This is a genomic window from Sphingopyxis granuli NBRC 100800, from assembly GCF_001591045.1.
In the GTDB taxonomy this organism is placed as follows: Bacteria; Pseudomonadota; Alphaproteobacteria; order Sphingomonadales; family Sphingomonadaceae; genus Sphingopyxis; species Sphingopyxis granuli.
Genome location: NZ_BCUA01000005.1, coordinates 1 through 25,632 on the forward strand (window position 1 = coordinate 1; position 25,632 = coordinate 25,632).

Annotated in this window: 25 protein-coding genes and 1 tRNA gene; 10 read left to right on the forward strand and 16 right to left on the reverse strand. The window is 67.8% G+C overall.

Annotation, left to right across the window (positions count from 1 at the left end):
* Positions 1-179: 179 nt before the first annotated feature.
* Positions 180-1,052: a sigma-70 family RNA polymerase sigma factor gene (locus SGR02S_RS02210; RefSeq protein WP_067105384.1), complete on the reverse strand. Its 873-nt coding sequence runs from the start codon at positions 1,050-1,052 to the stop codon at positions 180-182.
* Positions 1,052-1,510 carry a carboxymuconolactone decarboxylase family protein gene (locus SGR02S_RS02215; protein ID WP_067105385.1) on the reverse strand — a complete coding sequence of 153 codons (459 nt, stop codon included), beginning with the start codon at positions 1,508-1,510 and terminating at the stop codon, positions 1,052-1,054. The genes SGR02S_RS02210 and SGR02S_RS02215 overlap by 1 nt, the downstream gene beginning before the upstream one ends.
* Before the next feature lie 267 nt (positions 1,511-1,777).
* Here SGR02S_RS02215 and SGR02S_RS02220 point away from each other — a divergent pair, with 267 nt between their 5' ends.
* Complete coding sequence (locus SGR02S_RS02220) at positions 1,778-2,155, forward strand: DoxX family protein (RefSeq protein WP_067105386.1); 378 nt, start codon at positions 1,778-1,780, stop codon at positions 2,153-2,155.
* A 77-nt stretch (positions 2,156-2,232) separates the two neighbouring features.
* On the opposite strand, the gene SGR02S_RS02225 is transcribed toward SGR02S_RS02220, so the two are convergent.
* The 12 genes from SGR02S_RS02225 to SGR02S_RS02275 all read right to left on the reverse strand — a co-directional run bounded on the left by SGR02S_RS02225 (position 2,233) and on the right by SGR02S_RS02275 (position 12,674).
* Complete coding sequence (locus SGR02S_RS02225) at positions 2,233-3,207, reverse strand: DUF6607 family protein (RefSeq protein WP_067105387.1); 975 nt, start codon at positions 3,205-3,207, stop codon at positions 2,233-2,235.
* 26 nt (positions 3,208-3,233) lie between these two features.
* Positions 3,234-5,504 carry a TonB-dependent hemoglobin/transferrin/lactoferrin family receptor gene (locus tag SGR02S_RS02230; RefSeq protein WP_255211370.1) on the reverse strand — a complete coding sequence of 757 codons (2,271 nt, stop codon included), beginning with the start codon at positions 5,502-5,504 and terminating at the stop codon, positions 3,234-3,236.
* A 59-nt stretch (positions 5,505-5,563) separates the two neighbouring features.
* The gene (locus tag SGR02S_RS19890; protein ID WP_156482932.1) at positions 5,564-5,851 is read right to left on the reverse strand and encodes a hypothetical protein; all 288 of its coding nucleotides are present in this window, start codon (positions 5,849-5,851) and stop codon (positions 5,564-5,566) included.
* Between the two features lie 132 nt (positions 5,852-5,983).
* Positions 5,984-6,991 carry a PhoH family protein gene (locus tag SGR02S_RS02235; protein ID WP_067105388.1) on the reverse strand — a complete coding sequence of 336 codons (1,008 nt, stop codon included), beginning with the start codon at positions 6,989-6,991 and terminating at the stop codon, positions 5,984-5,986.
* Between the two features lie 150 nt (positions 6,992-7,141).
* Positions 7,142-8,506, reverse strand: a complete 1,365-nt coding sequence (miaB, locus tag SGR02S_RS02240) for a tRNA (N6-isopentenyl adenosine(37)-C2)-methylthiotransferase MiaB (protein ID WP_082796903.1) — start codon at positions 8,504-8,506, stop codon at positions 7,142-7,144.
* Positions 8,507-8,513: 7 nt separating this feature from the next.
* Complete coding sequence (locus SGR02S_RS02245; RefSeq protein WP_067105390.1) at positions 8,514-9,308, reverse strand: lysophospholipid acyltransferase family protein; 795 nt, start codon at positions 9,306-9,308, stop codon at positions 8,514-8,516.
* Positions 9,277-9,702, reverse strand: a complete 426-nt coding sequence (locus SGR02S_RS02250; protein ID WP_067105391.1) for a Fur family transcriptional regulator — start codon at positions 9,700-9,702, stop codon at positions 9,277-9,279. Before SGR02S_RS02250 ends, SGR02S_RS02245 begins: the two co-directional genes overlap by 32 nt.
* Positions 9,703-9,828: 126 nt before the next feature.
* Positions 9,829-10,260 carry a Ros/MucR family transcriptional regulator gene (locus SGR02S_RS02255; RefSeq protein WP_067105392.1) on the reverse strand — a complete coding sequence of 144 codons (432 nt, stop codon included), beginning with the start codon at positions 10,258-10,260 and terminating at the stop codon, positions 9,829-9,831.
* 110 nt (positions 10,261-10,370) lie between these two features.
* On the reverse strand, positions 10,371-10,847 hold the full coding sequence (locus SGR02S_RS02260) for a GNAT family N-acetyltransferase (RefSeq protein ID WP_067105393.1): 477 nt from the start codon (positions 10,845-10,847) through the stop codon (positions 10,371-10,373).
* Entirely contained in the window at positions 10,844-11,461 is a 618-nt protein-coding gene (tsaB, locus tag SGR02S_RS02265) for a tRNA (adenosine(37)-N6)-threonylcarbamoyltransferase complex dimerization subunit type 1 TsaB (RefSeq protein ID WP_067105394.1), read from the reverse strand. The genes SGR02S_RS02260 and tsaB overlap by 4 nt, the downstream gene beginning before the upstream one ends.
* Positions 11,462-11,476: 15 nt before the next feature.
* Positions 11,477-12,070 carry a malonic semialdehyde reductase gene (locus SGR02S_RS02270; RefSeq protein WP_067105395.1) on the reverse strand — a complete coding sequence of 198 codons (594 nt, stop codon included), beginning with the start codon at positions 12,068-12,070 and terminating at the stop codon, positions 11,477-11,479.
* Between the two features lie 22 nt (positions 12,071-12,092).
* Positions 12,093-12,674 (reverse strand): NifU family protein, encoded by a 582-nt coding sequence (locus tag SGR02S_RS02275; protein WP_067105461.1) that lies wholly within the window; start codon positions 12,672-12,674, stop codon positions 12,093-12,095.
* Positions 12,675-12,735: 61 nt separating this feature from the next.
* Between SGR02S_RS02275 and SGR02S_RS02280 the strand changes: the two genes are divergently transcribed.
* The 3 genes from SGR02S_RS02280 to SGR02S_RS02290 all read left to right on the forward strand — a co-directional run bounded on the left by SGR02S_RS02280 (position 12,736) and on the right by SGR02S_RS02290 (position 16,558).
* Positions 12,736-13,608, forward strand: a complete 873-nt coding sequence (locus SGR02S_RS02280; RefSeq protein ID WP_067105396.1) for a hypothetical protein — start codon at positions 12,736-12,738, stop codon at positions 13,606-13,608.
* Between the two features lie 22 nt (positions 13,609-13,630).
* Positions 13,631-13,706: transfer RNA gene (locus tag SGR02S_RS02285), tRNA-Thr, on the forward strand.
* A 59-nt stretch (positions 13,707-13,765) separates the two neighbouring features.
* Entirely contained in the window at positions 13,766-16,558 is a 2,793-nt protein-coding gene (locus SGR02S_RS02290) for a M14 family metallopeptidase (protein ID WP_082796904.1), read from the forward strand.
* Positions 16,559-16,576: 18 nt separating this feature from the next.
* Here the strand turns inward: SGR02S_RS02290 and SGR02S_RS02295 are convergent, their stop codons facing one another.
* Positions 16,577-17,155, reverse strand: a complete 579-nt coding sequence (locus tag SGR02S_RS02295) for a TetR/AcrR family transcriptional regulator (RefSeq protein WP_169799619.1) — start codon at positions 17,153-17,155, stop codon at positions 16,577-16,579.
* A gap of 154 nt (positions 17,156-17,309) precedes the next feature.
* On the opposite strand from SGR02S_RS02295, the gene SGR02S_RS02300 reads away from it, so the two are divergent.
* From SGR02S_RS02300 to SGR02S_RS02315, 4 genes are all read left to right on the forward strand, one after another.
* Positions 17,310-18,497 carry an efflux RND transporter periplasmic adaptor subunit gene (locus tag SGR02S_RS02300; RefSeq protein ID WP_255211371.1) on the forward strand — a complete coding sequence of 396 codons (1,188 nt, stop codon included), beginning with the start codon at positions 17,310-17,312 and terminating at the stop codon, positions 18,495-18,497.
* Positions 18,494-21,694 carry an efflux RND transporter permease subunit gene (locus SGR02S_RS02305; protein WP_067105399.1) on the forward strand — a complete coding sequence of 1,067 codons (3,201 nt, stop codon included), beginning with the start codon at positions 18,494-18,496 and terminating at the stop codon, positions 21,692-21,694. Before SGR02S_RS02300 ends, SGR02S_RS02305 begins: the two co-directional genes overlap by 4 nt.
* Positions 21,694-23,106, forward strand: coding sequence for an efflux transporter outer membrane subunit (locus SGR02S_RS02310; RefSeq protein WP_067105400.1), 1,413 nt, complete (start codon positions 21,694-21,696; stop codon positions 23,104-23,106). The genes SGR02S_RS02305 and SGR02S_RS02310 overlap by 1 nt, the downstream gene beginning before the upstream one ends.
* Before the next feature lie 70 nt (positions 23,107-23,176).
* Entirely contained in the window at positions 23,177-24,022 is an 846-nt protein-coding gene (locus SGR02S_RS02315; RefSeq protein WP_067105401.1) for a hypothetical protein, read from the forward strand.
* 4 nt (positions 24,023-24,026) lie between these two features.
* On the opposite strand, the gene SGR02S_RS02320 is transcribed toward SGR02S_RS02315, so the two are convergent.
* Positions 24,027-24,659: a cation efflux transmembrane domain-containing protein gene (locus tag SGR02S_RS02320; protein ID WP_067105402.1), complete on the reverse strand. Its 633-nt coding sequence runs from the start codon at positions 24,657-24,659 to the stop codon at positions 24,027-24,029.
* Between the two features lie 68 nt (positions 24,660-24,727).
* On the opposite strand from SGR02S_RS02320, the gene SGR02S_RS02325 reads away from it, so the two are divergent.
* The gene (locus tag SGR02S_RS02325) at positions 24,728-25,141 is read left to right on the forward strand and encodes a MerR family transcriptional regulator (protein ID WP_067105403.1); all 414 of its coding nucleotides are present in this window, start codon (positions 24,728-24,730) and stop codon (positions 25,139-25,141) included.
* Between the two features lie 8 nt (positions 25,142-25,149).
* Positions 25,150-25,476 carry a YnfA family protein gene (locus SGR02S_RS02330; RefSeq protein ID WP_067105463.1) on the forward strand — a complete coding sequence of 109 codons (327 nt, stop codon included), beginning with the start codon at positions 25,150-25,152 and terminating at the stop codon, positions 25,474-25,476.
* The last annotated feature ends 156 nt before the right edge of the window (positions 25,477-25,632 follow it).

Here is a 25,632-nt window from a genome sequence, read left to right on the forward strand (position 1 = left end):
TCGCTTCGCTCCTCGCGGGTGACGATTTCAACTCATGTCATCATGCTCTAAATCTGAACCGTTTGCCCTGAGCTTGTCGAAGGGCCGTTCTTTCTTTCCATCCATGCAGAGAAGGACGGTGCTTCGACAAGCTCAGCACGAACGGATGAAAGAGCGGTTCAGATTTAACGCCCGCTGCCCTAATGCATATGCTTCAGCTTGTCGGGATTGCGCATCACATAGATGGCGACGACCTTCCCCGCCTCGACCTCCAGCGCCGTGGTCTGATATTCGCCGTCGGCTTCGCGGGTGACGAAGCCGGGCAATCCGTTGATCGTCCCGACATGGACCAGCGTCGAGGCATGTTTGGCGAACAGCACGGCGAGGCTGCGATGCACCCGCATCACATGCGCGAAGCCGAGCACCGGCACCATCGCCGCGGGACGCTTGCCGCCGCCGTCGGACCACAGCCCGACATCCGCCGCAAGCAGCGTGCCCAACGCCTCCATGTCGCCGCCGCGCGACGCGGCGAAGAAGGCGTTGGCGATCGCGAGCCCCTGCTCGCTTTCGAGCCTGTAGCGCGGGCGCGCCTCGCGGACGTGCCTGCGCGCCCGCGCGGCGAGCTGGCGCGTCGCGGCGGCGTCGCGGCCGATCGTCGCCGCGACCTCGTCGAAGCCGACGCCAAAGACGTCGTGCAGCAGGAAGGCCGCGCGTTCGAGGGGGGAGAGCCGTTCGAGCGCGAGCATCAGCGGCAGCGTGACATCGTCGTCGGCCGCTTCCTCGACGAGCGGATCGGGCAGCCACGGTCCGATATAGGTCTCGCGTTGGCGCCGCGCCGACTTGAGCTGGTCGAGGCACAGCCGCGTCACGGTGCGGCGCAGCCACGCCGCCGGCGCCTCGACCGCCGCGCGGTCGGTGCCGAGCCAGCGGAGGAAGGCATCCTGCACCACATCCTCGGCATCGGCGACCGAGCCGAGCATGCGATAGGCGACGCGGGTCAGCAGCGGCCGCAGCGGGTCGAAACTTGCTGCCGCGTCCGCCGCCGCCACACCGGAGATGCCCGCGTCCGGCATCAGGCGGCCTTTACGGCCTTGCCGCCTTCGTACCACAGGCCGAAACCGACGACGAGGCGGTTCCAACCGTTGATGACGTTGATCATCAGGGTCAGCTTCACCTGTTCCTCGGGCGTGAAATGCGCCTCCAGCGCCTCCCGCGCGGGTTCGTGCGCATGGTCCTGCGACAGGCGGGTCAGGGCATCGGTCCACGCGAGCGCGGCGCGTTCGCGGTCGGTGTAGACAGGCGCCTCCCGCCATGCCGCGAGCAGGTAGAGGCGCTGCTCGCTTTCGCCCTTCTCGCGCGCTTCCGCCGTATGCATGTTGATGCAGCTCGCGCAGCCATTGAGGATCGACGAGCGGATCTTCACCAGTTCGATCAGGCTCGGCTCGAGGCTGTCCTGCGTCGCAAGCGACAGGCTCATCCATTGCTTCATCAGGGCCGGCGCGGCGGCAAAGGGGTCGGTCACAGAGGTCATCGCATGTCTCCTTGGCTTGAACATACGAACATGACGAGCGACGCGCGGACATTGTGACATGCCGGCGGAAAATAATCGCATTCGCACCGTCATGGTCCCCCTCCCGGTAAAGCCGCTCCCCGGCGAAAGCCCGGGTCCATGTTCGGTCGCGCTGCGCCACGTGGCCTGGCAAGCTCAAGGTCGTCTTCGAGGCTGCGCGCGCGGCGCTATGCAACGGGCCGCGCTTGACCTAACACATGCCATCGACAGCGAAGGAGGGATTTGGTCATGAAATTTCTCGATGGTTACGCCGAACAGGCCTATGCGCTGCTGCGCATCGTCGCGGGGCTGATGTTCCTCGCGCACGGGGTGCAGAAATTCTTCAATTTTCCGACGGCCTTCCCGATGCCGCTCAACCCGATGCTGAGCGCGGCGGGAGCGATCGAGCTGGTCGCGGGCGGGCTGATCGTCATCGGCCTGTTCACGCGTCCCGCCGCCTTCGTCGCCAGCGGCATGGCGGCGGTCGGATACTGGATGGTCCACGGCAGCAAGGATATCTTCCCGATCGTCAACGGCGGCGAGACGATCGCGCTCTATTGCTTCCTCTTCCTGTTCGTCGCGACCCGCGGCGCGGGCATCTGGAGCGTCGACGCGGCGCGCGGATAGCTGGGGGCCGGCAAAGATCGGGGGCAGCCCTTGCGGGCCGCCCCCAGTTGCGGGCTTCACATGCGTGAAGGGAGAGATCAAAGCGTCTTCGTGTTGGTCTCGATCAGCTTCTTCGCCTCGGCGATCGCCTTGGCTGTGGTCAGCTTCCTTTCCTGAACCTCGTCGGCGATCTCGAGCAGGCGGCCGCTGACGACGGTGCCGGTATCGGCCTGTTCCTCGATGGCGATGCCGCCCTTCTCGCGCGCGACGCGATCCCATTCGGCGCGCACGGCGGCCCAATAATCCCTGGTCGCGGCCCAATAATCGTCGGCCGCCTTCACATCGTAATCGTCATATTTGATATAGGTGTTGAGGACATATTCCTGGACGATCGGGACGAGCTTGCCGCCCTTGATCCCCATCTTCGTATTATCCTGCCAGTGGATCCAGCCATCGGGCGACAGTTGGTGGCGGTTGATCGAATAATAGCGGTCATAGGCGGGGTTGCGGACCGCGTCGCGGCGCGCGAGCGGGCGCCACGTCCAGTTGGAGCGCCAGCGGCGGATGCCGGCCTGCGTCTCGAACTGGCCCCAGCCGCCATAGCGCGGGCTGTCGTCGACCTGCCACACCGTCTGCGACCAGCGGCCGGTGCGCATCTTCTCGGGAACATCCTCCCATTGCCAGCGGTTGCGGTCGGCATAGACGAGCACCCGCGCCGGTTCGTATTCCCAATCCTGCCGCCAATGCTTGATGACGAAGGTCTTGTCGTTGTCGTCGGTGATGACCAGCATGTGCTGGAGCACGATCCGGCGCCCCGTGTCCTCGATCACCCGGACGACCTCGTTGCCCCCCGACCGCTTCGGTTCCAGCACCTCGTAGGTGGGGTCCCAGCGCGTCGATTCCTGCATGTTGAAGCCGACGTGATAATTGCCCGCCATCGCCAGGATGTCGGCCCGGTCGCGCTCGAAATTCGCGGCGGCTTCCTCGGCCGCGATCGGCGGATGCGCCGAAGCGGCGACGGGCAGCGCGGCGGCGAGGATCAGCGCGGCGGCGAACGGGCGAAATCGGGTCATGGTGCAGTCTTCTTCCGGTTTGACGATCAGAAACGATAGCTCAGCGACACGCTCGCGTTGCGGCCGGGCTGGGTATAGGCATCGGCGCTGGCGGGCGCGACGAAGGTCGGCGGCGTCCCCGGCGGCGATCCCGCCGGCGGCGGAACCGCGGTCATCGCCAGGCTGCGCACATCGCTCCACCAGCTGTATTTCCTGTCGAGGATGTTGAAGATGCCGCCGCGCAGCGTCAGCCCGTCGGTGATCCGCACGAAGGCGGTCGCGTCAAGGATGGTGAAATCGTCGGGGCGGAAACATTCGGTGGAACAGACACCCGCGGCGCGCGAGGCTTCCTTGCGGGCGCTGTGCGTCATGATGATCTGGCCGCCGAAGCGCCCCTGCCCCGGCTCGCGCCAGCCGACGCCGGCGACGAGCTTGAGCGGATCGACGCTCGACAGCGGCGAGCGGGCGCCAGACGGGTCGATCACGTCGCCCTTGGCATAGGATAGGGCGAGCGTCGTATATAGGCCGGACGACGCCCGCCCCTCGAACCGCGCCTCGGCCCCCTTGACCCTGACGCGATCGAGATTGACGAACTGGAATATGGTCGGGTCGGCCGCGGTGCCGCTGCCCCCCACATCTTCCTGACTGATGAAATCCTTGTAGCGCGCCGAAAAGGCGGTGACGTCGAGGCTGACATGGTCGCTTGAGAAACGCACGCCGCCTTCGAAGCTCTCGCTGCGCTCGGGTCCCAGGTCGGGGTTCGGCGCCGAGGTGTAGCCGAAAGCCAGATTCTCGAAGAACTGGTTCACCTCGCCCGGCTCGGGCGCCTTGAAACCGGTCGCATAGTTGGCGAACAGCCGCACCTCGTCGGTGATCTTCCACACCGCCCCGAACTTGGGCGACAGGCGCGATCCGTCCTGCCCGGCGCCGGTGAAGCCTGGAAGCAACGGGTCGTTGCGCGGCGACAGGTCGTACCAGTCGAAGCGCAACGCCGGATAGAGCGTCAGCCGTCCGTCGGCGATCGAAATCTCGTCGCCGACGAACAGGCCCGCGCGCGTGAAGTCGGTGGTCGGAAAGGCACGGGTCGGAAAGACCTCGCCCATCGGCGGGACGGTCCCGTCGCGCACGCCGCGCTGGCGCGTCTTGCTGATATCGCCGCCGAACACCAGCCGGTGCGCGATCGCGCCGGTGGCAAAGTCGGCGCGGGCGTCGGCCGATGCGCCGAACACGCGGTTTTCGAAGGTGTTCAGGCGTTCGCGGTCGACCGCCGGGGTGCGATCCTCGTCGGTGAACTGCCGGTCCTCGCCGTCCTGCCAATAGAGGGCGACCCGCGCGAAATCGATCGCGCCCTCGCCCTGCCAGCTCCAGTCGAGCGACACGCGCTTGCGCTGCCCCGTGTCGCGCGCCTCGAGCAGCTCGACCGTCGGGCTGAGCCCGGTCAGCCCCTCGGTGAACAGGCGCGTGTCGAGATATTCGCCGGTCAGCCGCAGCTTGTGGCCGTTCGCGGGATCATAGACGATGCGGCCGAGCAGCGCGTCGGAGCGGCCGTCCTGCGGATTGGGTTCGGTGCGCGCCGTGCCGGTGCCGCCGACCGTCCCCTTGTTGTCGAGTTCCTTGTAGTCGCGCCGCGTATAGGCCGCCATCGCCGACCAGTCGCCGCTACGCCCGGCGAGGATCAGTGTTTCGCTGAACTCCTCGTCGGCGCTGCTGTAGGCGGCGCGGGCGAGGCCGCCGACGCTCTTGCCACCCTCCAGGAAATCGGCCGGATCGGCGGTGATGAAGCTGACCGCGCCGGCGAGCCCGTCGCTGCCGTAGAGCGCCGACGAGGGGCCGCGCAATATCTCGACCGACTTGACGAGGCCTAGGTCGACATAGTCGCCGCGCCCCGCCGCCTGCGCGCCGAAACTGAAGCCGTCGGGAACGCGGACGCCGTCGACCTGGATCAGGACGCGGTTGCCGCCGATGCCGCGGATGTTGAAGCTGTCGTTGCCCGAGCGCCCCGTCGCGCTGAGCGCCGCGTTGAACCGCGCGGGCTGGCGCTGGACGCTGACGCCGGGTTCGAAGCGGACGAGGTCGCGGATGTCGGTGACGAGTTCGTCGGCCATCTGCTCGTCGGTCTTGACGGTGACGGTGGCCGGAACATCCTCCGCCTTCGTCGCGATGCGCGTCGCGGTGACGACGATGTGATTTTTGCGCGCGAGCCAATAGGCGCCGTCATTGTCCTGCGCGACCGCGGGCGCCGCCGTGACGGCGAGCGCGAGACCGAGCGCCGCGCCGGCGGCGAGACGGGCAGCGGATGACGGGCGGTGGCTGATCAATTCTCTTCCCCTAAATGATTGCGATTGATTCGCAATAGCGTCGCCCTAGAGGCGGCCGATCACAGGGTCAAGAATGATATTGAGAATCGTTTGCGTAATATTGTGGGGAGCAGGCGGAAAGACCCGCGGCCGTCTCCGCGGTTCGGGGCGATCTGAAAGGACTTTCCTAAAATATCGCGGCGTGCCAGCCTTCGCATGGCGCTTTCGCTTTTCGGACGAGCAGCTTTCGTTGAAAGCCATGCGGCAGGCCGCGCCGCCATGCCAAGAAAGGAAGCAAGCTCGCCAAGGCAGCGAGGACGAATTCCGTAATCATTGAAAAGACGAATCGCCTTGGCGTGAAAATCCACGTGCTCCCGCGAAGGCGGGAGCCCAGAGCGGCGAAAAGCCTGCGCCGGTGTCAGGATGCTCCGGCCCCCGCCTGCGCGGGGACACCCAGCCGCGAGCACCGGAAGACCGTCAGAGCGGAATGCTGACCGGCCCTAAGCCCCCGGCCCCTCATAGGCCTCGACGATCCGCCCGACGATCGGGTGGCGGACGACGTCGGCGGCGGTGAATCGGCTGACGTTGATCCCCTCGATCCCTTCGAGCCGCGCGACCGCGTCGGCCAGCCCGGACGTCGCGGGTGCGGGCAGGTCGACCTGCTTGGGGTCGCCGCAGATCACCATGCGGCTGTTCATGCCGAAGCGCGTCAGGAACATCTTCATCTGCGGGATGGTGGTGTTCTGCGCCTCGTCGAGGATGATGAAGGCGTCGGCGAGCGTGCGGCCGCGCATGAAGGCGAGCGGCGCGATCTCGATCTCGCCGCTCGCGATCCGGCGCTCGACCTGCTCGGCGGGCAGGCAGTCGTGGAGCGCGTCGTAGAGCGGGCGCAGATAGGGATCGACCTTTTCCTTCATGTCACCGGGCAGGAAACCCAGCTTCTCGCCCGCCTCGACCGCGGGGCGCGACAGGATCAGGCGCTGGACGCTGCCGGTGATGAGCTGCGCCACCGCCTGCGCGACCGCGAGATAGGTCTTGCCGGTACCCGCCGGGCCGAGCGCGAAGATCACGTCGTCGCGCGCGAGCGCCTGCATATAGGGGACCTGCGACGGCGCGCGCGGGACGATCGTCTTCTTGCGCGTGCGGATCATCACCGCCGGCGCCTCCGCCGCTTCGTGGCGGATGATGCCGTCGAGCGTCGGCTGCGCGGTCATCGCGATCACCGCGTCGACCAGCCCGACGTCGATCTCCTCGCCGCGCTCGATCCGGCCATAGAGTTCAGTGAGCACGTCGCGCGCGCGCGCCGCGGCCTCGGCCTCCCCCTCGATCTGCACCCGATTGCCGCGCGCCGAAATATAGACGCCGAGCCGGTTCTCGATCGCGACGAGATTGCGGTCGAACTCGCCGAAGAGGATGCCCAACAATTGTGTCCGCTCGAACTCCGCCGTCAATCGGACGCGGTCGCCGGGTTCGGCGGGCGTTGCGGCGGTCAGCGGGCGTTTGGACACGTGGGCAGGACTCCTTGAACCAAGTTCAGCGAAATAAAACCGTTCGCCCTGAGCTTGTCGAAGGGCCGTATTTTCTTTTGACGTCGCAACAAGAAGGACGGTGCTTCGACAAGCTCAGCACGAACGGAGTTTTTGTTTCAGCGGATCGCACTAGGCAACTTCTTCCATCAGCAGTTCGGCGCCGAGACTGTTCGGACCCGCCGAGGTGACCCGCACCTCGACCATGTCGCCGATCGCGAGGCCCGGCGCGGTGACGTGCACCGACTGGAGCCAGGGCGACTTGCCGATGAGCTGGCCGTCATGCTTGCCGCGACGTTCAAGGAGCAGGCGCGTCGCCCGCCCCACCGTCCGCTCGTTGAACGCCTGCTGCTGTTCGTTGAGCAGCGCCTGAAGCCGCTGGAGCCGGTCGTTCATCACCCCCTCTTCGACCTGTCCGTCCATCGTCGCGGCGGGGGTGCCGGGACGGCGCGAATATTTGAAGCTGTAGGCCATCGCATATTGCGTGGAGCGGACGATGGCGAGCGTCGCCTCGAAATCCGCTTCGCTCTCGCCCGGAAAGCCGACGATGAAGTCGCCGGAGATCGCGATGTCGGGCCGCGCGGCGCGGACGCGCTCGATGACCCGCAAATAGGATTCGACGCTATGGCTGCGGTTCATCGCCGCGAGGATGCGATCGCTGCCCGCCTGCACCGGCAGGTGGAGAAAGGGCATCAGCTTGTCGACCTCGCCATGCGCGGCGATCAGCCCGTCGGTCATGTCGTTCGGATGGCTGGTCGTATAGCGGATGCGTTCGAGCCCGTCCTCCTTCGCCAGTTCGCGGATCAGCCCGTCGAGCCCGATCGCGCGCCCCCGCTCGTCCTCGCCGTCCCACGCGTTGACATTCTGGCCGAGCAGCGTGATCTCCCGCACCCCGCCCGCGACCAGCGCGCGCGCTTCGGCGATCAGGTCCGCGAAGGGCCGGCTCGTCTCGGCGCCGCGCGTGTAGGGCACGACGCAATAGGTGCAGAATTTGTCGCAACCCTCCTGCACGGTCAGGAAAGCGGTCGGGCGCTGGCCGCCGGCGCGCTTCGGCAGCGCGCCGAACTTGCTGTCGAGCGGCATGTCGAGGTCGATCGCCTTCTCGCCCCGTTGGGCGCGGGCGATCAGGTCGGGCAGGCGGTGATAGGCTTGCGGACCGACGACGACATCGACGCTCGGCGCGCGGCGCGCGATCTCCGCCCCTTCGGCCTGCGCGACGCAGCCCGCGACCGCGATCGTCGGACGGCTGCCGTCCTCGCGCTTCAGCCGGCCGATGTCCGAATAAACCTTCTCGGCCGCCTTTTCGCGGATGTGGCAGGTGTTGAGGACGACGAGGTCGGCGTCGGCGCCCTCAGCGGCGGCGGCATAGCCCCCGGCCTCCAGCATCTCGGCCATGCGCTCGCCGTCATAGACGTTCATCTGGCAGCCGAAGGATCTGACGCGAAAGGTCTTGCCGGGACCCGGGACAGGCTTGCGGGCGGGAGAGTCGAATGTCATCGGCGCGCTATAGGCGATGCCGTGCCGTCGCGGAAGGGCGCGCCGTTTCCATGCGCGCGACGATCGCGCTGCGCGCCGCCTCGGCCAGCAGCTTGCGGTCGCTTTCCATCTCGTCGGGCAGCGGATCGAGATAGTGGATGGTCAGCGCGACCGGGCGCCGCCGCGCGAGCATTCGCTTGAAATTGTCGAGCCCCGATTCGGGGTCCAGCCACGCGATGTCGGGCGCTTCCTCGCCATAATCGAGGAACACCGGCTGGACCTGAAGCCGCGGCGGCGTCGGGATGACGGCCTGGAGCAGCGAGGGACGGAAGGACAGCAGGCCATCGCCCGGCCCCGTCGTCCCCTCGGGAAACAGCGTCACCGGCCTTCCCTGCGCCAATGCGCTGCGCAGCGCGTTCGTCTGGTTGTGGATCTCGCGCTTCGCCTCGCGCTGGATATAGATGGTGTGATTCTGGTCGGCGAGCCAGCCGACCAGCGGCGTCGTCCCCACCTCCGCCTTCGACACGAAGGCCGACCGCGCGGCGCCGCCCAGCGCCAATATGTCGAGCCAGCTCACATGGTTCGACACGAACAGCACGTCGCGGCGCAGGCGGGTGCCGGTGGTGCGGATGCGCAGCCCCGCGATCCAGCCCGCGGTGTTCAGGAAGGCCATGACCATCGGCGACGGCCGCCCCACCGCGCGATAGCAAAGATGCGGAACGATCAGGAACAGCAGCACTACCACCATCAGCGCCAGCCGGCAGACCGTGCGCCAGGTGACCGGAGCGCGATCAGTCGCGCTTGCGATCGATGGCGACGCCATAAAGCTCCATCCGGTGATCGACGAGGCGATAGCCGAGCCGCTCGGCGATCACCTTCTGCAACGCCTCCAGCTCGGGATCGACGAACTCGATGACCCGGCCGGTCTCGACATCGATCAGATGGTCGTGATGCGCCTCGGGCGCCGCCTCGTAGCGCGACCGGCCGTCGCCGAAATCGTGGCGGTCGAGAATCCCGGCCTCCTCGAACAGGCGGACGGTGCGATAGACGGTGGCGATCGAGATGCCGCTGTCGATCTTCGACGCGCGCTCGTACAGCGTTTCGACGTCGGGATGATCCTCAGAATCCGAAATCACGCGGGCGATGATCCGGCGCTGCTCGGTGATGCGCAGGCCCTTTTCGTGGCACAGGGCCTCAAGATCGATCGTACCGGACATGGGAGCCTTTCCTGCAAGAAGCAGCCGTGCCTGTTCTTATGCCGACTGTATAGGGTCGCCCGGGCGATAGGACAAGGGCGGCGGCCTTGCGGCCGTCGCCCCCTTCCTTTCCGCCGGCGCGAAAATTCAGGCTTTCTTGCGCTTGCGACCGCCGCCGCGCCCCTTGGTGCCGAGGCCGATCTCCTTCGCGAGCGCGCGCCGCTTCTCGGCATAGCTGGGGGCGACCATCGGATAGTCGGCGGGCAGGCCCCACTTGGCGCGATAATCGTCGGGGGTCATGCCGTAATGCGTCATCAGGTGGCGGCGCAGCATCTTCAGCTTCCGGCCGTCCTCCAGGCAGACGATATGGTCGGGCTTGACCGACGCACGGATCGACACCGCGGGGACCGGCTTTTCCTCGGGCTCCGGCTGGGTGCCGAGCCCCGACAGCGCGGCGTGGACATTATTGATCAGCATCGCAAGGTCCGAAATCGCGACGCTGTTGTTGCTGACATGTGCTGCGACGATATCGGCGGTCAGCGTCACGAGCATTTCATTGGTATCGGCCTGATCCGACATGAGCTTGTTCCTTATCGTATGAACCGGAGGCAGGAATGCCTCATAGTATATCTCTGCGTCCCGATGCCTATAGTGGCATCGGGATCGTTCCGTCGCAAGACGAATCGTATCTATTCTTCGGCTATGTCCGATCGCCGCATGGTAATCGCATCGCGGACCAATCCATCGCCGCCTCTATAATAGGCATTTCGCCTGCCACATTCAGAAAAGCCGGCGCGGGTGTAAAGATGAACGGCGTCATTGTCGGCGCGCATTTCGAGGAAATAGTCGGACACGCCCTGATCCGACGCCCATTGCCGCCAGTCGTCGATCAGGCGTGCGCCGATTCCGCGCCCGCGCCGGTCGGGTACGACGGCGAGCAGCAGCAGTTCGCTTTCGGGGCCCGCGACGCGCGCCGCATAGAAGCCGCAGGGCACCTCCTCGTCCCAGGCGAGCGCGACGCGTGCCGACGGCAGCGCGAACAGCGTGAGCATCTGCGCGCTGCTCCATGCTTCGCCATAGGCCGGATCGAACGCCGCCTCCATCACACGCATCACCGCGCCGATGTCGGCGATCTTAGCCGGCGCGAGGCGCAGCCCCCCCATCATCGCGCCACCATCGGTTTCGCATCGGGGTCGCGGCCATAGATCGGGCTGGGATCGTCGAAAAAGGCGGCGGGGGGTAACGCGGCGGCATGACGGGCGTCGGGCAGCATCGGCAGCGCCCGGCCCGACCCGCGCCGCGCGACAAAGGCTTCGGCGCGGTTGCCGACCGCCAGCGCCGCATCGAGCGTGGCCGCCTCGTCGGGCAGCAGCGAGTGCACCGGAGCGCGGGGCGCAAGGTCGGCGCCGAAGGGCTGCACGAACCATTGGCCGTGCCCGCCTTCCATCACCACCAGCGCGCCGTCCGCCGCCGCGACCGCTTCCGCCGCCCCTGCCGCGACCAGCGCCAATGTCGAAAAACCCTGCACCGGGATGCGCCAGCCGAGCGCCAGCGCGCGCGCCGCGGCGACGCCGATGCGCACGCCCGCGAAGCTGCCCGGGCCGCAGCCGACCGCGATCGCGTCGGCGCGGCCACCGTCCGCCAGTTCGGCGATCAGCGGCACCAGCCGTTCGGCATGGCCGCGTCCGATGATTTCATGCCGGAAATCGACGACCCGGTCCCCGTCCAGCAGCGCCGCCGAGCAGGCTTCGCTCGCCGAATCGATGACCAGGCGCCGCATCGATGCCGCGCGCGGTCAGGCGATGCGATTGAAGCGGCCAAAATCGGGCCGCGGGCTGCGCTCGAAGATGCTCGCCGGATCGCCATAGCCCAGCGTCGCAATGAAATTGCTCTTCACGTTCGGCGTATCGGCAAAGAAGGCCGCGTCGACCCCCGCATTGTCGAAGCCCGACATCGGGCCGGTATCGAGCCCGAGCGCGCGGGCCGCCATGATGAAATAGGCACCCTGCAGGCTTGCGTTGCGGAACGCCGTCGTCTGCGCCAGCGCCGCGTTGCCGACGAACCAGCTCCGCGCGTCGGTGTGCGGGAACAGTTCGGGCAGATGCTCGTAGAATTCATGGTCCATCGCGATGATCGCGGTGACCGGCGCCTTCAATATCTTCTCGGCATTAGCCGGCATGGCGAGCGCGGCCAGCTTCTGCTTCGCCGCGTCCGACACGCACCAGACGATCCGCGCCGGCAGACTGTTCGCGCTCGTCGGGCCATATTTCATCAGGTCCCAGATGGCGCGCAGTTGATCCTCCAATACCGGCCGGTCGAGATAAAAGTTATAGGTGCGCGCGGCACGAAAAAGCTGGTCGAGGGCGCTGTCGGCAAGCGGCTCGCTCATCGGGATACTCCTGTGGCTGGATTCAGATGGCGTGAACTGCCGTCACTTCGGGAACATAATGCTTGAGCAGCGTCTCGATCCCGTTCTTGAGCGTCGCGGTCGAAGACGGACAGCCCGAACAGGCGCCCTGCATCTTCAGATAGACATTCCCCTTGTCGAACCCGCGATAGATGATGTCGCCGCCGTCGTTGGCGACCGCGGGGCGGACGCGGGTCTCGATCAACTCCCTGATCTGCGCGACGATGTCGGCATCGGCTGGGTCGTCGGCGAACCCGCCTTCCTCTTCCTCCGCCGGAACCGCGATGCCCGTGGCGCTCGGGGGATGGAACAGGGGCATGTCGGCCAGGAAATGATCGACCATGATGCCCAGCACGTCGGGCTTCACATCGCCCCATGCGGCACCGGGCGCGATCGTCACCGAAATGAAGTCGCGGCCGAAGAAGACACCGGTCACGTCGCCGAGCGCGAACAACGCGGTGGCGAGCGGCGACGCTTCGGCTTCCTCGGGACTGGCGAAGTCGCGGGTTCCCATGTCCATCACCGGCCGGCCGGGCAGGAATTTGAGCGTCGCGGGGTTGGGCGTCGATTCGGTTTCGATCAGCATGGCGTGCATGTGGGACGCCCGCGCGCTTTGTGCAAGGAATGAGATAATTCTATGAAGGCGCATGCGCCGCTTTTCCCATTTCGCCGCCATCGACTGGTCGGGCGCCCGCGGCGCGCGGCACAAGGGGATCGCGCTGGCGGTAGCGAGCGGCGCGGCGGCGCCGCGGCTGGTCCGTCCCGGTCATGTCTGGTCGCGGGGCGAAGTGCTCGCATGGCTCGAATCGCTGCTGGCCGCGGACGCGGACATGCTGATCGGTTTCGATTTCTCGGCCGCCTTCGCCTTCGCCGACCGCGACGCCTATTTTCCCGGCTGGCGCGACAGCCCGGACCGGATTCGCGACCTTTGGGCGCTCGTCGAGCGGCTGGCGGCGGGCGATCCGCATCACGAAGCGGGCGGCTTCCTGGCTCACCCAGAGGCGCGGCGTCATTTCCGACACCCGGGGGGCGAGGTCGGCGATCTGTTCGAGCCCGGCGCCGGCCGGCTGCGCATCGTCGAGCATCACCAGCGCGCGACGCGCCAGGCGGCGAGCGTCAGCAACTTCAACCTCGTCGGCGCGGCACAGGTCGGCAAGGCGAGCCTCAGCGGCATGCGCCTGCTCCATCGTCTCGCCGGCCGCCTGCCGCTGTGGCCGGTCGATCCGGTGCCCGCGCACGGTCCGCTGCTCGTCGAAATCTATACCAGCCTCGCCGCGCGCGCGGCGGGCATGGCGCCGGGACGCAGCAAGATTCGCGACGGCACCACACTCGATGCCGCGCTCGCGGCGCTCGGGTCGCCGCCCGCGGGCTTCGTCGGCCCGATCAGCGACCATGCGAGCGACGCGCTGCTCACCGCCGCCTGGCTGCGCGCGATCGCGCCGGACGCCGCCCCCTGGTCCCCCACCCCGCTGACCGATGCCGTCGCACGCACCGAAGGCTGGACCTTCGGCATCATTTGAAGCAAAGGGCGAAACGCCGCGTGCCGGCTTAGCTCAGTTGGTAGAGCAACCGCCTTGTAAGCGGTAGGTCGTCGGTTCGAGTCCGACAGCCGGCACCAGCGATACGGCATTCCCCCGGTCGCGCTTTCGCCCGCCATCAGTTCAACCGGAGTCTTTCATGCGCCATCATCCTTCGGTCGCCATCGCCGCAGCCCTGTTCGCGGCAACGCTGCCGACCGGATCGGCGCTCGCGCAGCAAGCCGCCGAAGCGGGTACTACGACCGCCACCGTCACCGCGCCGGCCGATTTCTTCAAGCAGTCGCCGGGAAGCGACTATTATCTCGCGAACTACAGCGAATATGAGGCCTATCTGAAGCGCCTCGCCGGCGAGACGGACCGGATGAAGCTGGTCGACATCGGCAAGACCGCCGAAGGTCGTACACAGTGGATGGCGGTCATCTCCTCCCCCGCCAACCTCGCGCGGCTCGACGAATATCGGGACATTGCGCGAAGGCTGGCAAAAGCGGAAGGCGTCGACGAAGCCGAGGCGCACCGGCTGGCGGCGCGCGGCAAGGCCGTCGTGTGGATCGACGCCGGTCTCCATGCCACCGAGACGGTGACGTCGCAGGGGCAGATTCAGATCATCCACCGCATGCTCAGCCAGTCCGATCCCGAAACGCTGCGCATGCTCGACGACTGCATCATCCTGTTCGCACACGACAATCCCGACGGGATGGAACTGGTCAGCAACTGGTACATGCGCCACGCCGACCCGGCAAAGCGCGAATATGCGACGCTGCCGCGGCTCTACCAGAAATATGTCGGTCACGATAACAACCGCGACAGCTTCATGGCGGCGATGCCGGAGACCGAGAACGTCAACCGCGTCCTGTTCCGCCAATGGTATCCGCAGATCGTCTACAACCAGCACCAGACCGGCCCCGAGGGGATGGTGGTGTTCGTGCCGCCGTTCCGCGACCCCTTCAACTTCAACTATGATCCGATCGTGATGGCGATGCTGAACGAGGTCGGCTTCGCCATGCATTCGCGCCTGATCGCAGAGGGCAAGGCGGGATCGGGCACGCGCAGCGCGGCGCCCTATTCGACGTGGCACAACGGCATGGAGCGCTCGGTCTCCTATTTCCACAACAGCATCGGCCTGCTGACTGAGATCATCGGCGGCCCGACGCCGACGAAGATACCGCTGGTCCCCGCGACGCAATTGCCGCGCGGCGACGAGATGATGCCGATCGCGCCGCGCGCCTGGCATCTGCAGGATTCGCTCGACTATCAATGGACGCTCAACCGGGCGGTCATCGACTATGCGTCGCGCAATCGCGAGCGGCTGCTCTTCAACATCTGGCGGATGGGGGCGAACAGCATCGAGAAGGGCAGCAGGGACAGCTGGACGATGACGCCGACCAAGGTCCAGCGCCTCGCCGACGCCGCACCACTGGACCAGAAGGACGCGCGCCCAGGCAGCGCGAAGAAGGTCGACCCGGCGCTCTATGCCGCCCTGACGCAGCGACCCGAGGAGCGCGATCCGCGCGCCTATGTGATCCCGGCGGGACAGGCCGACATGCCGACCGCGGTCGCCTTCCTCAACGCGCTGATCAAGAACGGCGTCGATGTCGAACAGGCCGCCGCGCCATTCGCGGCGGGGGGGAAGACCTATCCGGCGGGCTCCTATATCGTGCGCACCGCGCAGGCCTATCGCCCGCATATCCTCGACATGTTCGAGCCGCAGGACCATCCGCACGACACCGAATATCCCGGCGGCCCGCCGAAGGCGCCCTACGACATCACCGGCTATACGCTCGCCTATCAGATGGGGATCGGCTTCGACCGCATCCTCGACGGCGTCGAGGGGACGTTCGAACGCGTGCCCGACCTGTTGCCCCCGCCCCCCGGCCGCATCGAGGGACAGGGCAAGGCCGGCTGGATCGTCGGCCACGAAACGAACAACAGCTTCGTCCTGACCAACCGGCTGCTCAAGGCGGGGGTCAGGCCGGCGTGGATCGACGCGCCGGTCACCGCGAACGGTCACGCGCTGCGGCCCGGCGCGATCTGGATCCCGGCCTCGCCCAGGGCGGCACCGGTCATCGAGCGGGCCGTCCGCGAGCTGGGGCTGGTCGCGATCGCCAGCGACCGGGCGCCCGAGGCGGGACTCCTGCCGCTGAAGCCGGTGCGCATCGGCCTCGTCGACCGGTACGGCGGGCTGATGTCGGCGGGCTGGACCCGCTGGCTGCTCGAACAGTTCGAGTTCGATTTCCGGCCCGTCTATCCCAGGCGGCTCGAGGCCGGAAACCTCGCGCGCGATTTCGACGTGATCCTGTTCACCGACGGCGCGCTGCCGCCGAAGGGGGCGTGGGGAACCGACCGGGCGGGCAAACAGCCGTCCGAACAGGACACGCCGCCCGAATATCGCGCAACGCTGGGAACACTCTCGGACGAGCGGATCGCGCCCGCCATCGACGGCTTCATCCGCGGCGGCGGGACCGTCGTCGCGATCGGCAACGCGGGACGGTTCACCGACCTTCTGTCGGTGCCGCTCGCCCCGGCGCTGGTGCGGCAGGTCGGCGGTGAGCGCAAGGCGCTCGACGCCAGGAGCTTCTATATTCCCGGGTCGATCCTGCGCGCGCGCGTCGACAACCGGCAACCGCTGGGATACGGCCTGCCCGAGGCGGTCGACATCTTCTTCAACCGCTCGCAAACCTTCACCCCGGCGCCCGGCGCCACGGATTACGGCAAGGTCGCCTGGTTCGAGGATCGCAACCCGCTGCGCAGCGGCTGGGCCATCGGCGAGGAAAGGCTGGCCGGCACGATCGCGGTGGCCGACATCGGCCTCGGCCGCGGAAAGCTGTTCCTGATGGGGCCGGAGGTCGCCCAGCGCGCGCAATCGCACGGCACCTTCAAATTCCTGTTCAACGGCCTGCTCTACGGTCCCGCCGCGGCAGAAGCGAAGCGGTAATCCGCCTCGCTCCGCACGTCAGCAGGTCAGTGCGGCTTCGAACAGGCAGCGAAAGCGTTCGGTGCATTCGGCCCGGTCGCCGTCGTCGAGCGACAGCGCATCGACGCGCATGATGCTTCGCAGCACGCCGATCCCGATCAGGATCGACAGCAGCATGTTGGCGCGCAGTTCGCCGTCCTTGCCGATCAGCTCGGCCAGCGGGCCGAGCACGTCGAGATGGACGAGGTCGCGGATGATTTCCCCCGCCTTGGGCGAGGAAGCGGAACGCAGCATGATGATGAACATTTCCATCCGATGCTGCCGATCCTCGTCGGCATCCTCGGCAACGAGCTGCGCGAGGAAGGCTGGCAGGTCGGCGGCGCTCTTCGGTTCACGGAACAGGTCGGCTTCCTTGTCGGCGAAGACGACTTCGCGGAACAGGCCCTCCTTGCTGCCGAAATAGCGGCCGATCAGCGCGACATCGACCCCGGCGTCGCTGGCGATGTCGCGCAGCCCGACGCCGTCATAGCTTTCGCGCACGAAGCGCTGGTGCGCCGCGGCCAATATCGTCGCGCGCGTCGCGACGGGGTTGCGTTTCCTTATGGGTGTGGTCCTCACCATGGCGCCGCCCCTAAAGCATTCCGCGAATAAATCAACAGGTGTTGACTTGCTTCGCAAGGACGATTAGTCGGCGTCCCCGGCGTCGCGCGGCCCCTTCCCCCTCCCTCGCCGCGCGATGCCGCATCGTCCTGACAGAAAAAAGATACAAGCCATGACCCTGCGCTTTCCTCTCGCGCTTTCGCTGATGCTTTCGCTGCTGCTGTCCGCCTGTTCGGGCGGCGACGACGCGCAGGGCGGTCCGCCCGCGCTGCCGGTTACGGCGGCCACGCCGCTGGTGCGCGAGGTTACCGAATGGGACGATTATGTCGGGCGGTTCGAGGCGGTCGACAGCGTCGAGGTGCGCCCGCGCGCCTCGGGCTATCTCCAGCGCTCGCACTTCACCGACGGCCAGTATGTCCGCGCCGGCCAGCTTCTCTTCACCATCGACGCGCGACCGTCGCAGGCCGTGCTCGACCAGGCGCGCGCGCAGCTTGCGCGGGCACAGGCGACGCTCGCCAACGCACGGACCGAACTGGCGCGCTCGCAGACGCTCGCCGCCTCGCAGGCCGCCAGCACCGAGGAGGTCGAACAGCGCCGCGCCGCCGTGCGCGCCGGAGAGGCCGACGTCGCTGCCGCGCAGGCCGCGATCCGTGCCGCCGCGCTCAACGTCGGCTTCACCCGCGTCACCGCCCCGATCTCGGGTCGCGTGTCGCAGCGGCTGGTCGACCCCGGCAATGCCGTCACCGCCGACCAGACGGTCCTGACGACGATCGTGTCGACCAGCCCGATGCATTTCAGCTTCCAGGGATCGGAGGCGAGCCTGCTCGAATATGAACGCCGCGGCGACACGCTGCAGAACGCACCGGTGCGCATCCGCCTGCAGGGCGAGGAAAGCTACACCCGTACCGGGCGCATCGACTTCGTCGACAATGCGCTGAGCACCGGGTCGGGCACGATCACCGTGCGCGCGGTGGTCGCCAACAGCGACGGCAAGCTGCGTCCCGGCCTGTTCGGCCAGCTCCAGCTCGCCGCTTCGGCGCCCCGCCCCACGATCCTCGTTCCCGACACCGCGATCGTAACCGACGCCGCGCGCCGCCTCGTCTATGTCATCGGCCCCAAGGATGTCGTGCAGGCACGTCCGGTGACGCTCGGCCCGGTGATCGACGGGCTGCGCGTCATCCGCTCGGGCCTGACCGCGCAGGATCGCGTCGTCGTCGGCGGCATCCAGCGCGCGATGCCCGGCAAGCCCGCCAAAGTCGAGGCAGGCCGCATCGCCCCCGATGGCAAGGTCGTCACCGCCAAGGGCCAGCCCGCGGCCCCGGCAAAGGGCGCGGCGGCGAAGAAGGGCGCCGACCAGTGAAATTCAGCCGTTTCTTCGTCGATCGCCCGATCTTCGCGGCGGTCATCGCGATCTTCATCACGCTGATTGGCGCCTTCGCCTATCCGCAGCTTCCGCTCGCCCAGTATCCGGAGATCGCGCCGCCGACGATCGGCATCACCGCTTCCTATCCCGGCGCCTCGTCCGAAACGATCGCCGAGACGGTCGCCTCGACGCTGGAGCAGGAGATCAACGGCGTCGAGAACATGCTCTATCTGCAGAGCAGCTCGACGCAGGGGATGGCGCAGATCACCGTCACCTTCCAGCCGGGCACCGACCTCGATGCCGCGCAGGTGCTTGTCCAGAACCGCGTCGCGCTCGCCGAGCCGCGCCTGCCCGAACAGGTGCGGCAGATCGGCGTGCAGGTGAACAAGCAGGAAACCGGCTTCCTGATGATCGTCGCGCTGACCTCGACCGATCCGGCGATCGACACCGATTATGTCGGCAACTACGCCAATTCGACGCTGCGCGACCGGCTGTTGCGGCTGAAGGGCGTCGGCGGCGTCCAGATCTTCGGCGGCGGCTTCTATTCGATGCGTGTGTGGATCGATCCCGACAAGGCCGCCGCGCGGAACCTGACCGCGACCGAAATCGTCGCCGCGCTGCAAAGCCAGAATGTCCAGGTTGCCGGCGGTTCGGTCGGCGCCCCGCCTTATGGTCAGGGCAATCCCGCCTTCGAGCTGCCGGTCGAGGTTCCCGGCCGCCTCGTCACCCCCGAACAATTCGCCGATGTCGTGATCAAGACCGACACGCAGAACGGCGCGATCACCCGGCTGAAGGACGTCGCGCGAGTCGAACTGGGCAGCCAGGACTACAGCGTGCGCGGCGTGTTCAACGGCCGGCCCGGCGTCGGCATGGCGGTGATCCAGCAGCCCGGCGCCAACGCGCTCGACGCCGCGAATCTCGTGCTGCAGGAAGTCGAAGCGGCGTCGAAGGATTTCCCGCCGGGGCTCGAATATCAGATTCCGTTCAACCCGACCGAATATGTCCAGGCGTCGGTGACCGCGGTGCAGGAAACACTGGTCGAGGCGCTGCTGCTCGTCGTGCTGGTGGTGATGGTCTTCCTCCAGACGTGGCGTGCCGCGATCATTCCGATCGTCGCAATCCCCGTGTCGCTCGTCGGCACCTTCGCGGTGCAGCTCGCGCTCGGCTTCTCGATCAACTCGCTGTCGCTCTTCGCGCTCGTGCTCGCGGTCGGCATCGTCGTCGACGACGCGATCGTCGTGGTCGAGGCAGTCGAGAAGCATGTCCGACAGGGCCTCAGCCCGCGCGAGGCCGCGCACCGGACGATGGACGAGGTGTCGGGCGCGCTGATCGCGATCGCACTGGTGCTCGTCGCGGTGTTCGTACCGACCGCTTTCGTCCCCGGCATCCCCGGCATCTTCTATCAGCAGTTCGCGGTGACGATCGCCGCCGCGACGGTCTTCTCGCTGCTCACCTCGCTGACGCTGTCGCCGGCGATGGCGGCGCTGCTGCTGCGCCCGCACGAAGAGGGTCGGCACGCGGAACCGAAGAACCCGGTGATGCGCTTCGGCCGCCGTGCGGCGGACCGGTTCAACGAAGGGTTCGACAAGCTGTCGGAACGCTATGGCCAGACGACGGCGAAGCTGGTGCGCAAGACCGGCGTGATGCTGGTCATCTATGCGGTGCTACTCGCCTTCACCGGCTGGCGCCTGACCGACACGCCGACGGGCTTCATTCCCGACCAGGATCAGGGCGTGCTGATCGGCGTCGTCCAGCTTCCTCCCGGCGCGTCGCTCGACCGCACCAGCGAGGTGCTGACCCGCGCCCAGCAGACAGTGGCGGCGATGGACGGTATCGAGAGCGTCTCGACCTTCGCCGGGCTCGACGGCGCGAGTTTCTCGACCGCATCGAACGCGGGCACGATGTTCATCCGCCTCGCCGACTGGAGCGATCGCGGCAAGGCGCTCAGTGCGACCGCGCTGTCGCAGCAATTGTCGGGCGCGCTCGCCGGCGCGCTGCCCGAAGCCAACGCCTTCGTCATCGCCCCGCCGGCGGTGCAGGGGCTCGGCAACGGTAACGGCTTCACCATGATGATCCAGGCGACCGGCGGCGGCAGCTATCAGGACCTCGAAAAAGCGACGCTGGCGATGATGGGCGGTGCGCAGCAGGTGCCCGACGTCACGCAGGTCTTTTCGCTGTTCAACACCGGAAGCCCGCGCATCTTCGCCGACGTCGATCGCGACAAGGCGCAGATACTCGGCGTCGACCCCAGCCAGGTCTATGCCGCGCTCGGCACCTATCTCGCCTCGACCTATGTCAACGACTTCAACTTCCTCGGCCGCACCTTCCGCGTGACCGCGCAGGCCGAACCGTCCGCGCGCAGCCGGATCGAGGATGTCGGGCGGCTTCAGGTTCGCTCCTCGTCGGGCGAGATGGTCCCGCTTTCGTCGGTCGCGAGCTTCCGCGACGACAGCGGCCCGACGCGCGTCGTGCGCTACAACCTCTTCCCCGCGGTCGAATTGCAGGGACAGGCGGCACCGGGCGTGTCGTCGGGCGCGGCGCTCGCCGCGATGGAGGGGCTCGCCGCGCAGACGCTGCCCGCCGGATTCGCCTATGAATGGACGGGCCTCGCCTATCAGGAGAAGGCGGCGGGAAGCAGTGCGGTGCTGATCTTCCTGCTCGCGGTCGTGTTCGTCTTCCTCGTGCTCGCGGCGCAATATGAATCGCTGCCGCTGCCGCTCGCGGTGATCCTGATCGTGCCGATGTGCATCCTGGCGGCGATGATCGGGGTGAACCTGCGCGGGATGGACAATAATATCCTGACGCAGGTCGGCCTCGTCGTCCTGATCGCGCTGGCGGCGAAGAATGCGATTCTGATCGTCGAATTCGCCAAGCAGGGCGAGGAGGAAGAGGGGATGAGCACGCTGGAGGCGGCGGTGCATGCCGCACGGTCGCGCCTGCGTCCGATCCTGATGACCAGCTTCGCCTTCATCTTCGGCGTGCTCCCGCTCGCCGTCGCCAGCGGCCCGGGACAGGAAATGCGCCAGGCGCTCGGCACCGCCGTCACCTTCGGCATGCTCGGCGTCACCGTGTTCGGCCTGATCTTCACCCCCGTCTTCTATGTCGTCTGTCGCCACCTCGGCGACCGCGTGAAGGCGCGGGTCCGGCGGCGGCGCGGCGGCGCAGGCGGCGAACAGCCGGTGGAGGCCCAGTGATGACCCGTTTGATCCTTCTCTCCGCATCGGCCGCGCTCGCGCTGTCGGGCTGCATGGTCGGTCCCGGCTATGTGTCGCCGACTCCGACCGCGCCCTCGCAGACGCCGTTCCTCGAAGCGGGCGCATCGCCCGCCTTCACCGGCGACCAGCCGCCGGGCGAATGGTGGAGCCTGTTCGGCGACCCGACGCTCGACGCGCTGGTCGAGCAGGCGCTGGCCGCCAACACCGACCTGCGCGTCGCCGCCGCCAATCTGGCGCAGGCGCGCGCGGTGCTCAAGGAAGCGCAGGCGGGCCGCCTGCCGACGACCAGCATCGGCGCCGGCGGCACCTATGCGCGCCAGTCGGGCGCGACCACCGGCGTCGGTCCGGTCGAGGGCGAAAGCTATGACGTCGGTCTCGACGTCGGCTACCAGGTCGACCTGTTCGGCCGCGTCGAAAGCGCGATCCGCGCGAGCCGTGCCGATGCCGACGCGGTGCAGGCCGCCTTCGACCTCACCCGCATCACCGTCGCGGCGGAAACCACGCGCGCCTATGCCGATGTCTGCGCGTTCAACCGCCAGCTCGCGGTCGCCAACGACACGCTGCGCATCCAGGAACAGACCTTCGACCTGACGCGCCGCCTGTTCGAGGGTGGCCGCGCGACGCGGCTCGACACCGGGCAGGCGGGCGCGCTGCTCGAACAGACGCGCGCGACGCTGCCGACGCTGGAAGCGCAGCGCGCCGCGGCGCTCTATCGCCTTGCGGTGCTGACCGGCAAGCCGCCGGCGGAGGCGCCGCAGGCGGCGCTGCAATGCCAGACGCCGCCCGAGCTCGACCGGCCGATCCCGGTCGGCGACGGCGCCTCGCTGCTCGCGCGCCGCCCCGACATCCGCCGCGCAGAGCGTCAGCTCGCGGCGGCGGCGGCCCGCGTCAATGTCGCGACGGCCGACCTCTACCCCAGCATCAGCATCGGCGGCGCGATCGGATCGACCGCAGGGTCGGTGTCGGGGCTCGGCCGTTCGGACAATTTCCGCTTCTCGATCGGCCCGCTGATCTCATGGAGCTTTCCGAACATCGCGGTCGCACGGTCGCGGCTGAAACAGGCGGAGGCGGGTGCCGACGCGGCGCTCGCGACCTTCGACGGGACGTGGCTGGCGGCATTGCAGGAAACCGAGAGCGCGCTCGCCAACTATGCGGGCGAACTCGACCGGCTGGCGGCGCTGCGCCGCGCCGCGGACGAGGCCGGCGAAGCGGCGCGCATCGCGCGGCTGCGCTATCAGGCGGGGCGCGAGGCTTTTCAGGTCGTGCTCGACGCCGAACGCTCGCTCGCGCAGATCCGGGCGAGCATCGCGCAGGCGGAACAGCAGCGTTCCACCAGCCTCGTCGCGCTGTTCCTCGCGCTCGGCGGCGGCTGGCAGGCGCCGGTGGGTTGATCGGCTACATGATCGGGCGGATGACCGCGCGCGCCGGGCATGCCATCATGCCCTTGCAGGAATCCACGGCTTGACCATCCTGATCGCCCTCGTCGCCGCGCTCGCCTTCGTTCCGCTCGCGGCGGGGCTTTGGCTGTTGCCGCAGGCACCGGGCGGCAAATCCATGCAGTGGCGCGGCTTCGGCGCATCGGCGCTGCTTTGCGCGCTCGCCTTCAACCTGACCTTCTTCGTACAGGAGGTCGGGCTCGTGATCCCCAAGGCGCTGGTTCCGGGGCTGCATCCGGTGCTCTACCACAATGATCACGACTGGCGCGGCGATGCGCCCATCGCCGAATTGCTGCAGGCCACGGGCGCGGTCGCGACGCTGGCAAGCGGGCTTGTCTTCCTCTGGCTGGCGCGGCGGATCGCGCCGGACCGACCCGGCTGGCGCCTGTTCGCCTTCTGGATGGCGTTCGAGGGGCTGTTCCAGTCGCTGAGCCAATGGGCGGTCGGCAGCCTGATCCCGGGCAACGACGTCGGCCGAGCGCTGGCCTGGCTCGGCGCCGGGGTCGGGATTCGCATCGCGCTGCTCGCCGGGACGGCGATCTCGCTGTTCGCCGCCGGGCGTGCATTGGCGCCGCTGTGGCCGCTGCGCCGCGGGTCCGCGAGCCGCGCGACAGTGCTGCCGGTCGCCGCCGCGCTAGCCGTCGCGGTGCTGCTGTGCATTCCGTTCCGCGCCCCGCGCGAACCGGTCGAGGTCGTGCTGATCCCGATCGTCGTGCACCTGATCGGGCTCGGCTGGCTGGCGCTCGGCTTCGCCATGCGGCGCGCCGGAACGGAAAGTCATGCTCTCGCGCACCCCGGCCCGCCGCTGGCAGCGCTGGCCCTGCTGCTCGCCTTCTTCCAGATCGTATTGCGACCCGGCATCGCATTCTGACGCCTCAACGCGCATCCTGCGCCGCGACCGTCAGGTCGCCGCGCGCATGGCGGAACACGTCGAGACTGCCCCAGATGGCGAGCGCCGCCATGATCGCGGCGACGATCAGGTCGGGCCACCCCTGCCCCGTCCCGAACACGCCCAGCGCCGCGGCAAGCACCGCGAGATTGCCGAGCGCGTCGTTGCGCGAGCAGATCCAAACCGACCGCATGTTCGCATCGCCGGTGCGATAGCGATAGAGCAGCAGCGCGACGATGACGTTGGCGGCCAGCGCAGCGATGCCGATGATCCCCATCGTTTCGGCATGCGGGCTGCTGCCGCTCAGAAATCCCCACAAGGTCGATGCGAGCACCCAGAGGCCGAAGGCGAGCATCGTCGCCGCCTTGAGCAGCGCGGCACGCGCCCGCCACGTCAGCGCCATGCCCGCGACGCCCAGGCTGATCGCATAATTGGCGCTGTCGCCCAGGAAATCGAGCGCGTCGGCCTGAAGCGCGCGCGAATCGGCGGCAACCCCGGCGACGATCTCGACCCCGAACATCGCGGCATTGATGACCAGCGCGATCCACAGGATGCGCCGCCAACGGGGATCGTTGAGCGCGCTGGTGCCGCTTTTGCCCGCGCAACATGAATCGGCCATCACCGAACCTCCTTGGGTTTTCGAGTCGGCGCCCTATATGCAGCCTGTAGCAACTACGGGGTCAAGCGATGAAAATCGGCGAGCTTGCGCGGGCCACCGGCACGCATATCGAGACGATCCGCTATTATGAGCGGATCGGCCTGCTTCCGGCGCCGGACCGCACCGCCGCCAATTACCGCAGCTATGGCGACGCGCACCGCGCGCGGCTGAGCTTCGTGCGCCATTCGCGCGAACTCGGGTTCACGATCGACGAGGTCCGGTCGCTGCTCGACCTTTCCGATCATCCGGCGCGCGACTGCGGCGAGGCCGACCGCATCGCGAGCACACATCTGGAGCAGGTGGAGAGCAAGATCGCGCAGCTCGCCGCGCTGCGCGACGAACTGGCGCGGATCGTTGGGCGCTGTCGCGGCGGGCTGGCGGGCGATTGCCGGGTGATCGAGGCGCTCGGCGACCACCGCCTGTGCGCGGCGGACCATCCGTGACCGCGCCGCTGTCCACCCTCGCCTTCTACATCCTCGCCGCCTTTGCCGAGATCGGGGGCTGTTTCGCCTTCTGGGCGGTGCTGCGCCTCGGCCGCTCGCCGCTGTGGCTGGCACCCGGCGCGGTATCGCTCGCGCTCTTCGCCTGGGCGCTGACGCGCGTCGACGCCGATGCCGCGGGCCGCGCCTTCGCGGCCTATGGCGGCATCTACATCCTCGCCTCGCTGGTCTGGCTGAAAATGGTGGAGGGGGTGGCGCCCGACCGCTGGGACCTGATCGGCGGCGCGATCTGCCTCGGCGGCGCGGCGCTGATCCTGTGGGGCCCGGGGCGCGGATAGGGCGCCCTCGGATCGGAAATCATCCCTGCCGACACAGACCTGTTCCCCGGCGCAAGCCGGGGTCCAGATGGCATGGCACTGCCCCGCGTGGACCCCGGCTTGCGCCGGGAACAGGTTAATCATGATGCGGAGAGCGCAATCGGCATGGACATATGT

Excerpts from the sequence above, each read along its gene's own strand:
- SGR02S_RS02210 (WP_067105384.1), bottom strand. The coding sequence starts at position 1,052 with ATGCCGGACGCGGGCATCTCCGGTGTGGCGGCGGCGGACGCGGCAGCA.
- SGR02S_RS02215 (WP_067105385.1), bottom strand. The coding sequence starts at position 1,510 with ATGACCTCTGTGACCGACCCCTTTGCCGCCGCGCCGGCCCTGATGAAG.
- SGR02S_RS02220 (WP_067105386.1), top strand. The coding sequence starts at position 1,778 with ATGAAATTTCTCGATGGTTACGCCGAACAGGCCTATGCGCTGCTGCGC.
- SGR02S_RS02225 (WP_067105387.1), bottom strand. The coding sequence starts at position 3,207 with ATGACCCGATTTCGCCCGTTCGCCGCCGCGCTGATCCTCGCCGCCGCG.
- miaB (WP_082796903.1), bottom strand. The coding sequence starts at position 8,506 with ATGACATTCGACTCTCCCGCCCGCAAGCCTGTCCCGGGTCCCGGCAAG.
- SGR02S_RS02245 (WP_067105390.1), bottom strand. The coding sequence starts at position 9,308 with ATGGCGTCGCCATCGATCGCAAGCGCGACTGATCGCGCTCCGGTCACC.
- SGR02S_RS02250 (WP_067105391.1), bottom strand. The coding sequence starts at position 9,702 with ATGTCCGGTACGATCGATCTTGAGGCCCTGTGCCACGAAAAGGGCCTG.
- SGR02S_RS02255 (WP_067105392.1), bottom strand. The coding sequence starts at position 10,260 with ATGTCGGATCAGGCCGATACCAATGAAATGCTCGTGACGCTGACCGCC.
- SGR02S_RS02260 (WP_067105393.1), bottom strand. The coding sequence starts at position 10,847 with ATGATGGGGGGGCTGCGCCTCGCGCCGGCTAAGATCGCCGACATCGGC.
- tsaB (WP_067105394.1), bottom strand. The coding sequence starts at position 11,461 with ATGCGGCGCCTGGTCATCGATTCGGCGAGCGAAGCCTGCTCGGCGGCG.
- SGR02S_RS02270 (WP_067105395.1), bottom strand. The coding sequence starts at position 12,070 with ATGAGCGAGCCGCTTGCCGACAGCGCCCTCGACCAGCTTTTTCGTGCC.
- SGR02S_RS02275 (WP_067105461.1), bottom strand. The coding sequence starts at position 12,674 with ATGCTGATCGAAACCGAATCGACGCCCAACCCCGCGACGCTCAAATTC.
- SGR02S_RS02280 (WP_067105396.1), top strand. The coding sequence starts at position 12,736 with ATGCGCCGCTTTTCCCATTTCGCCGCCATCGACTGGTCGGGCGCCCGC.
- SGR02S_RS02290 (WP_082796904.1), top strand. The coding sequence starts at position 13,766 with ATGCGCCATCATCCTTCGGTCGCCATCGCCGCAGCCCTGTTCGCGGCA.
- SGR02S_RS02300 (WP_255211371.1), top strand. The coding sequence starts at position 17,310 with ATGACCCTGCGCTTTCCTCTCGCGCTTTCGCTGATGCTTTCGCTGCTG.
- SGR02S_RS02310 (WP_067105400.1), top strand. The coding sequence starts at position 21,694 with ATGACCCGTTTGATCCTTCTCTCCGCATCGGCCGCGCTCGCGCTGTCG.
- SGR02S_RS02320 (WP_067105402.1), bottom strand. The coding sequence starts at position 24,659 with ATGGCCGATTCATGTTGCGCGGGCAAAAGCGGCACCAGCGCGCTCAAC.
- SGR02S_RS02325 (WP_067105403.1), top strand. The coding sequence starts at position 24,728 with ATGAAAATCGGCGAGCTTGCGCGGGCCACCGGCACGCATATCGAGACG.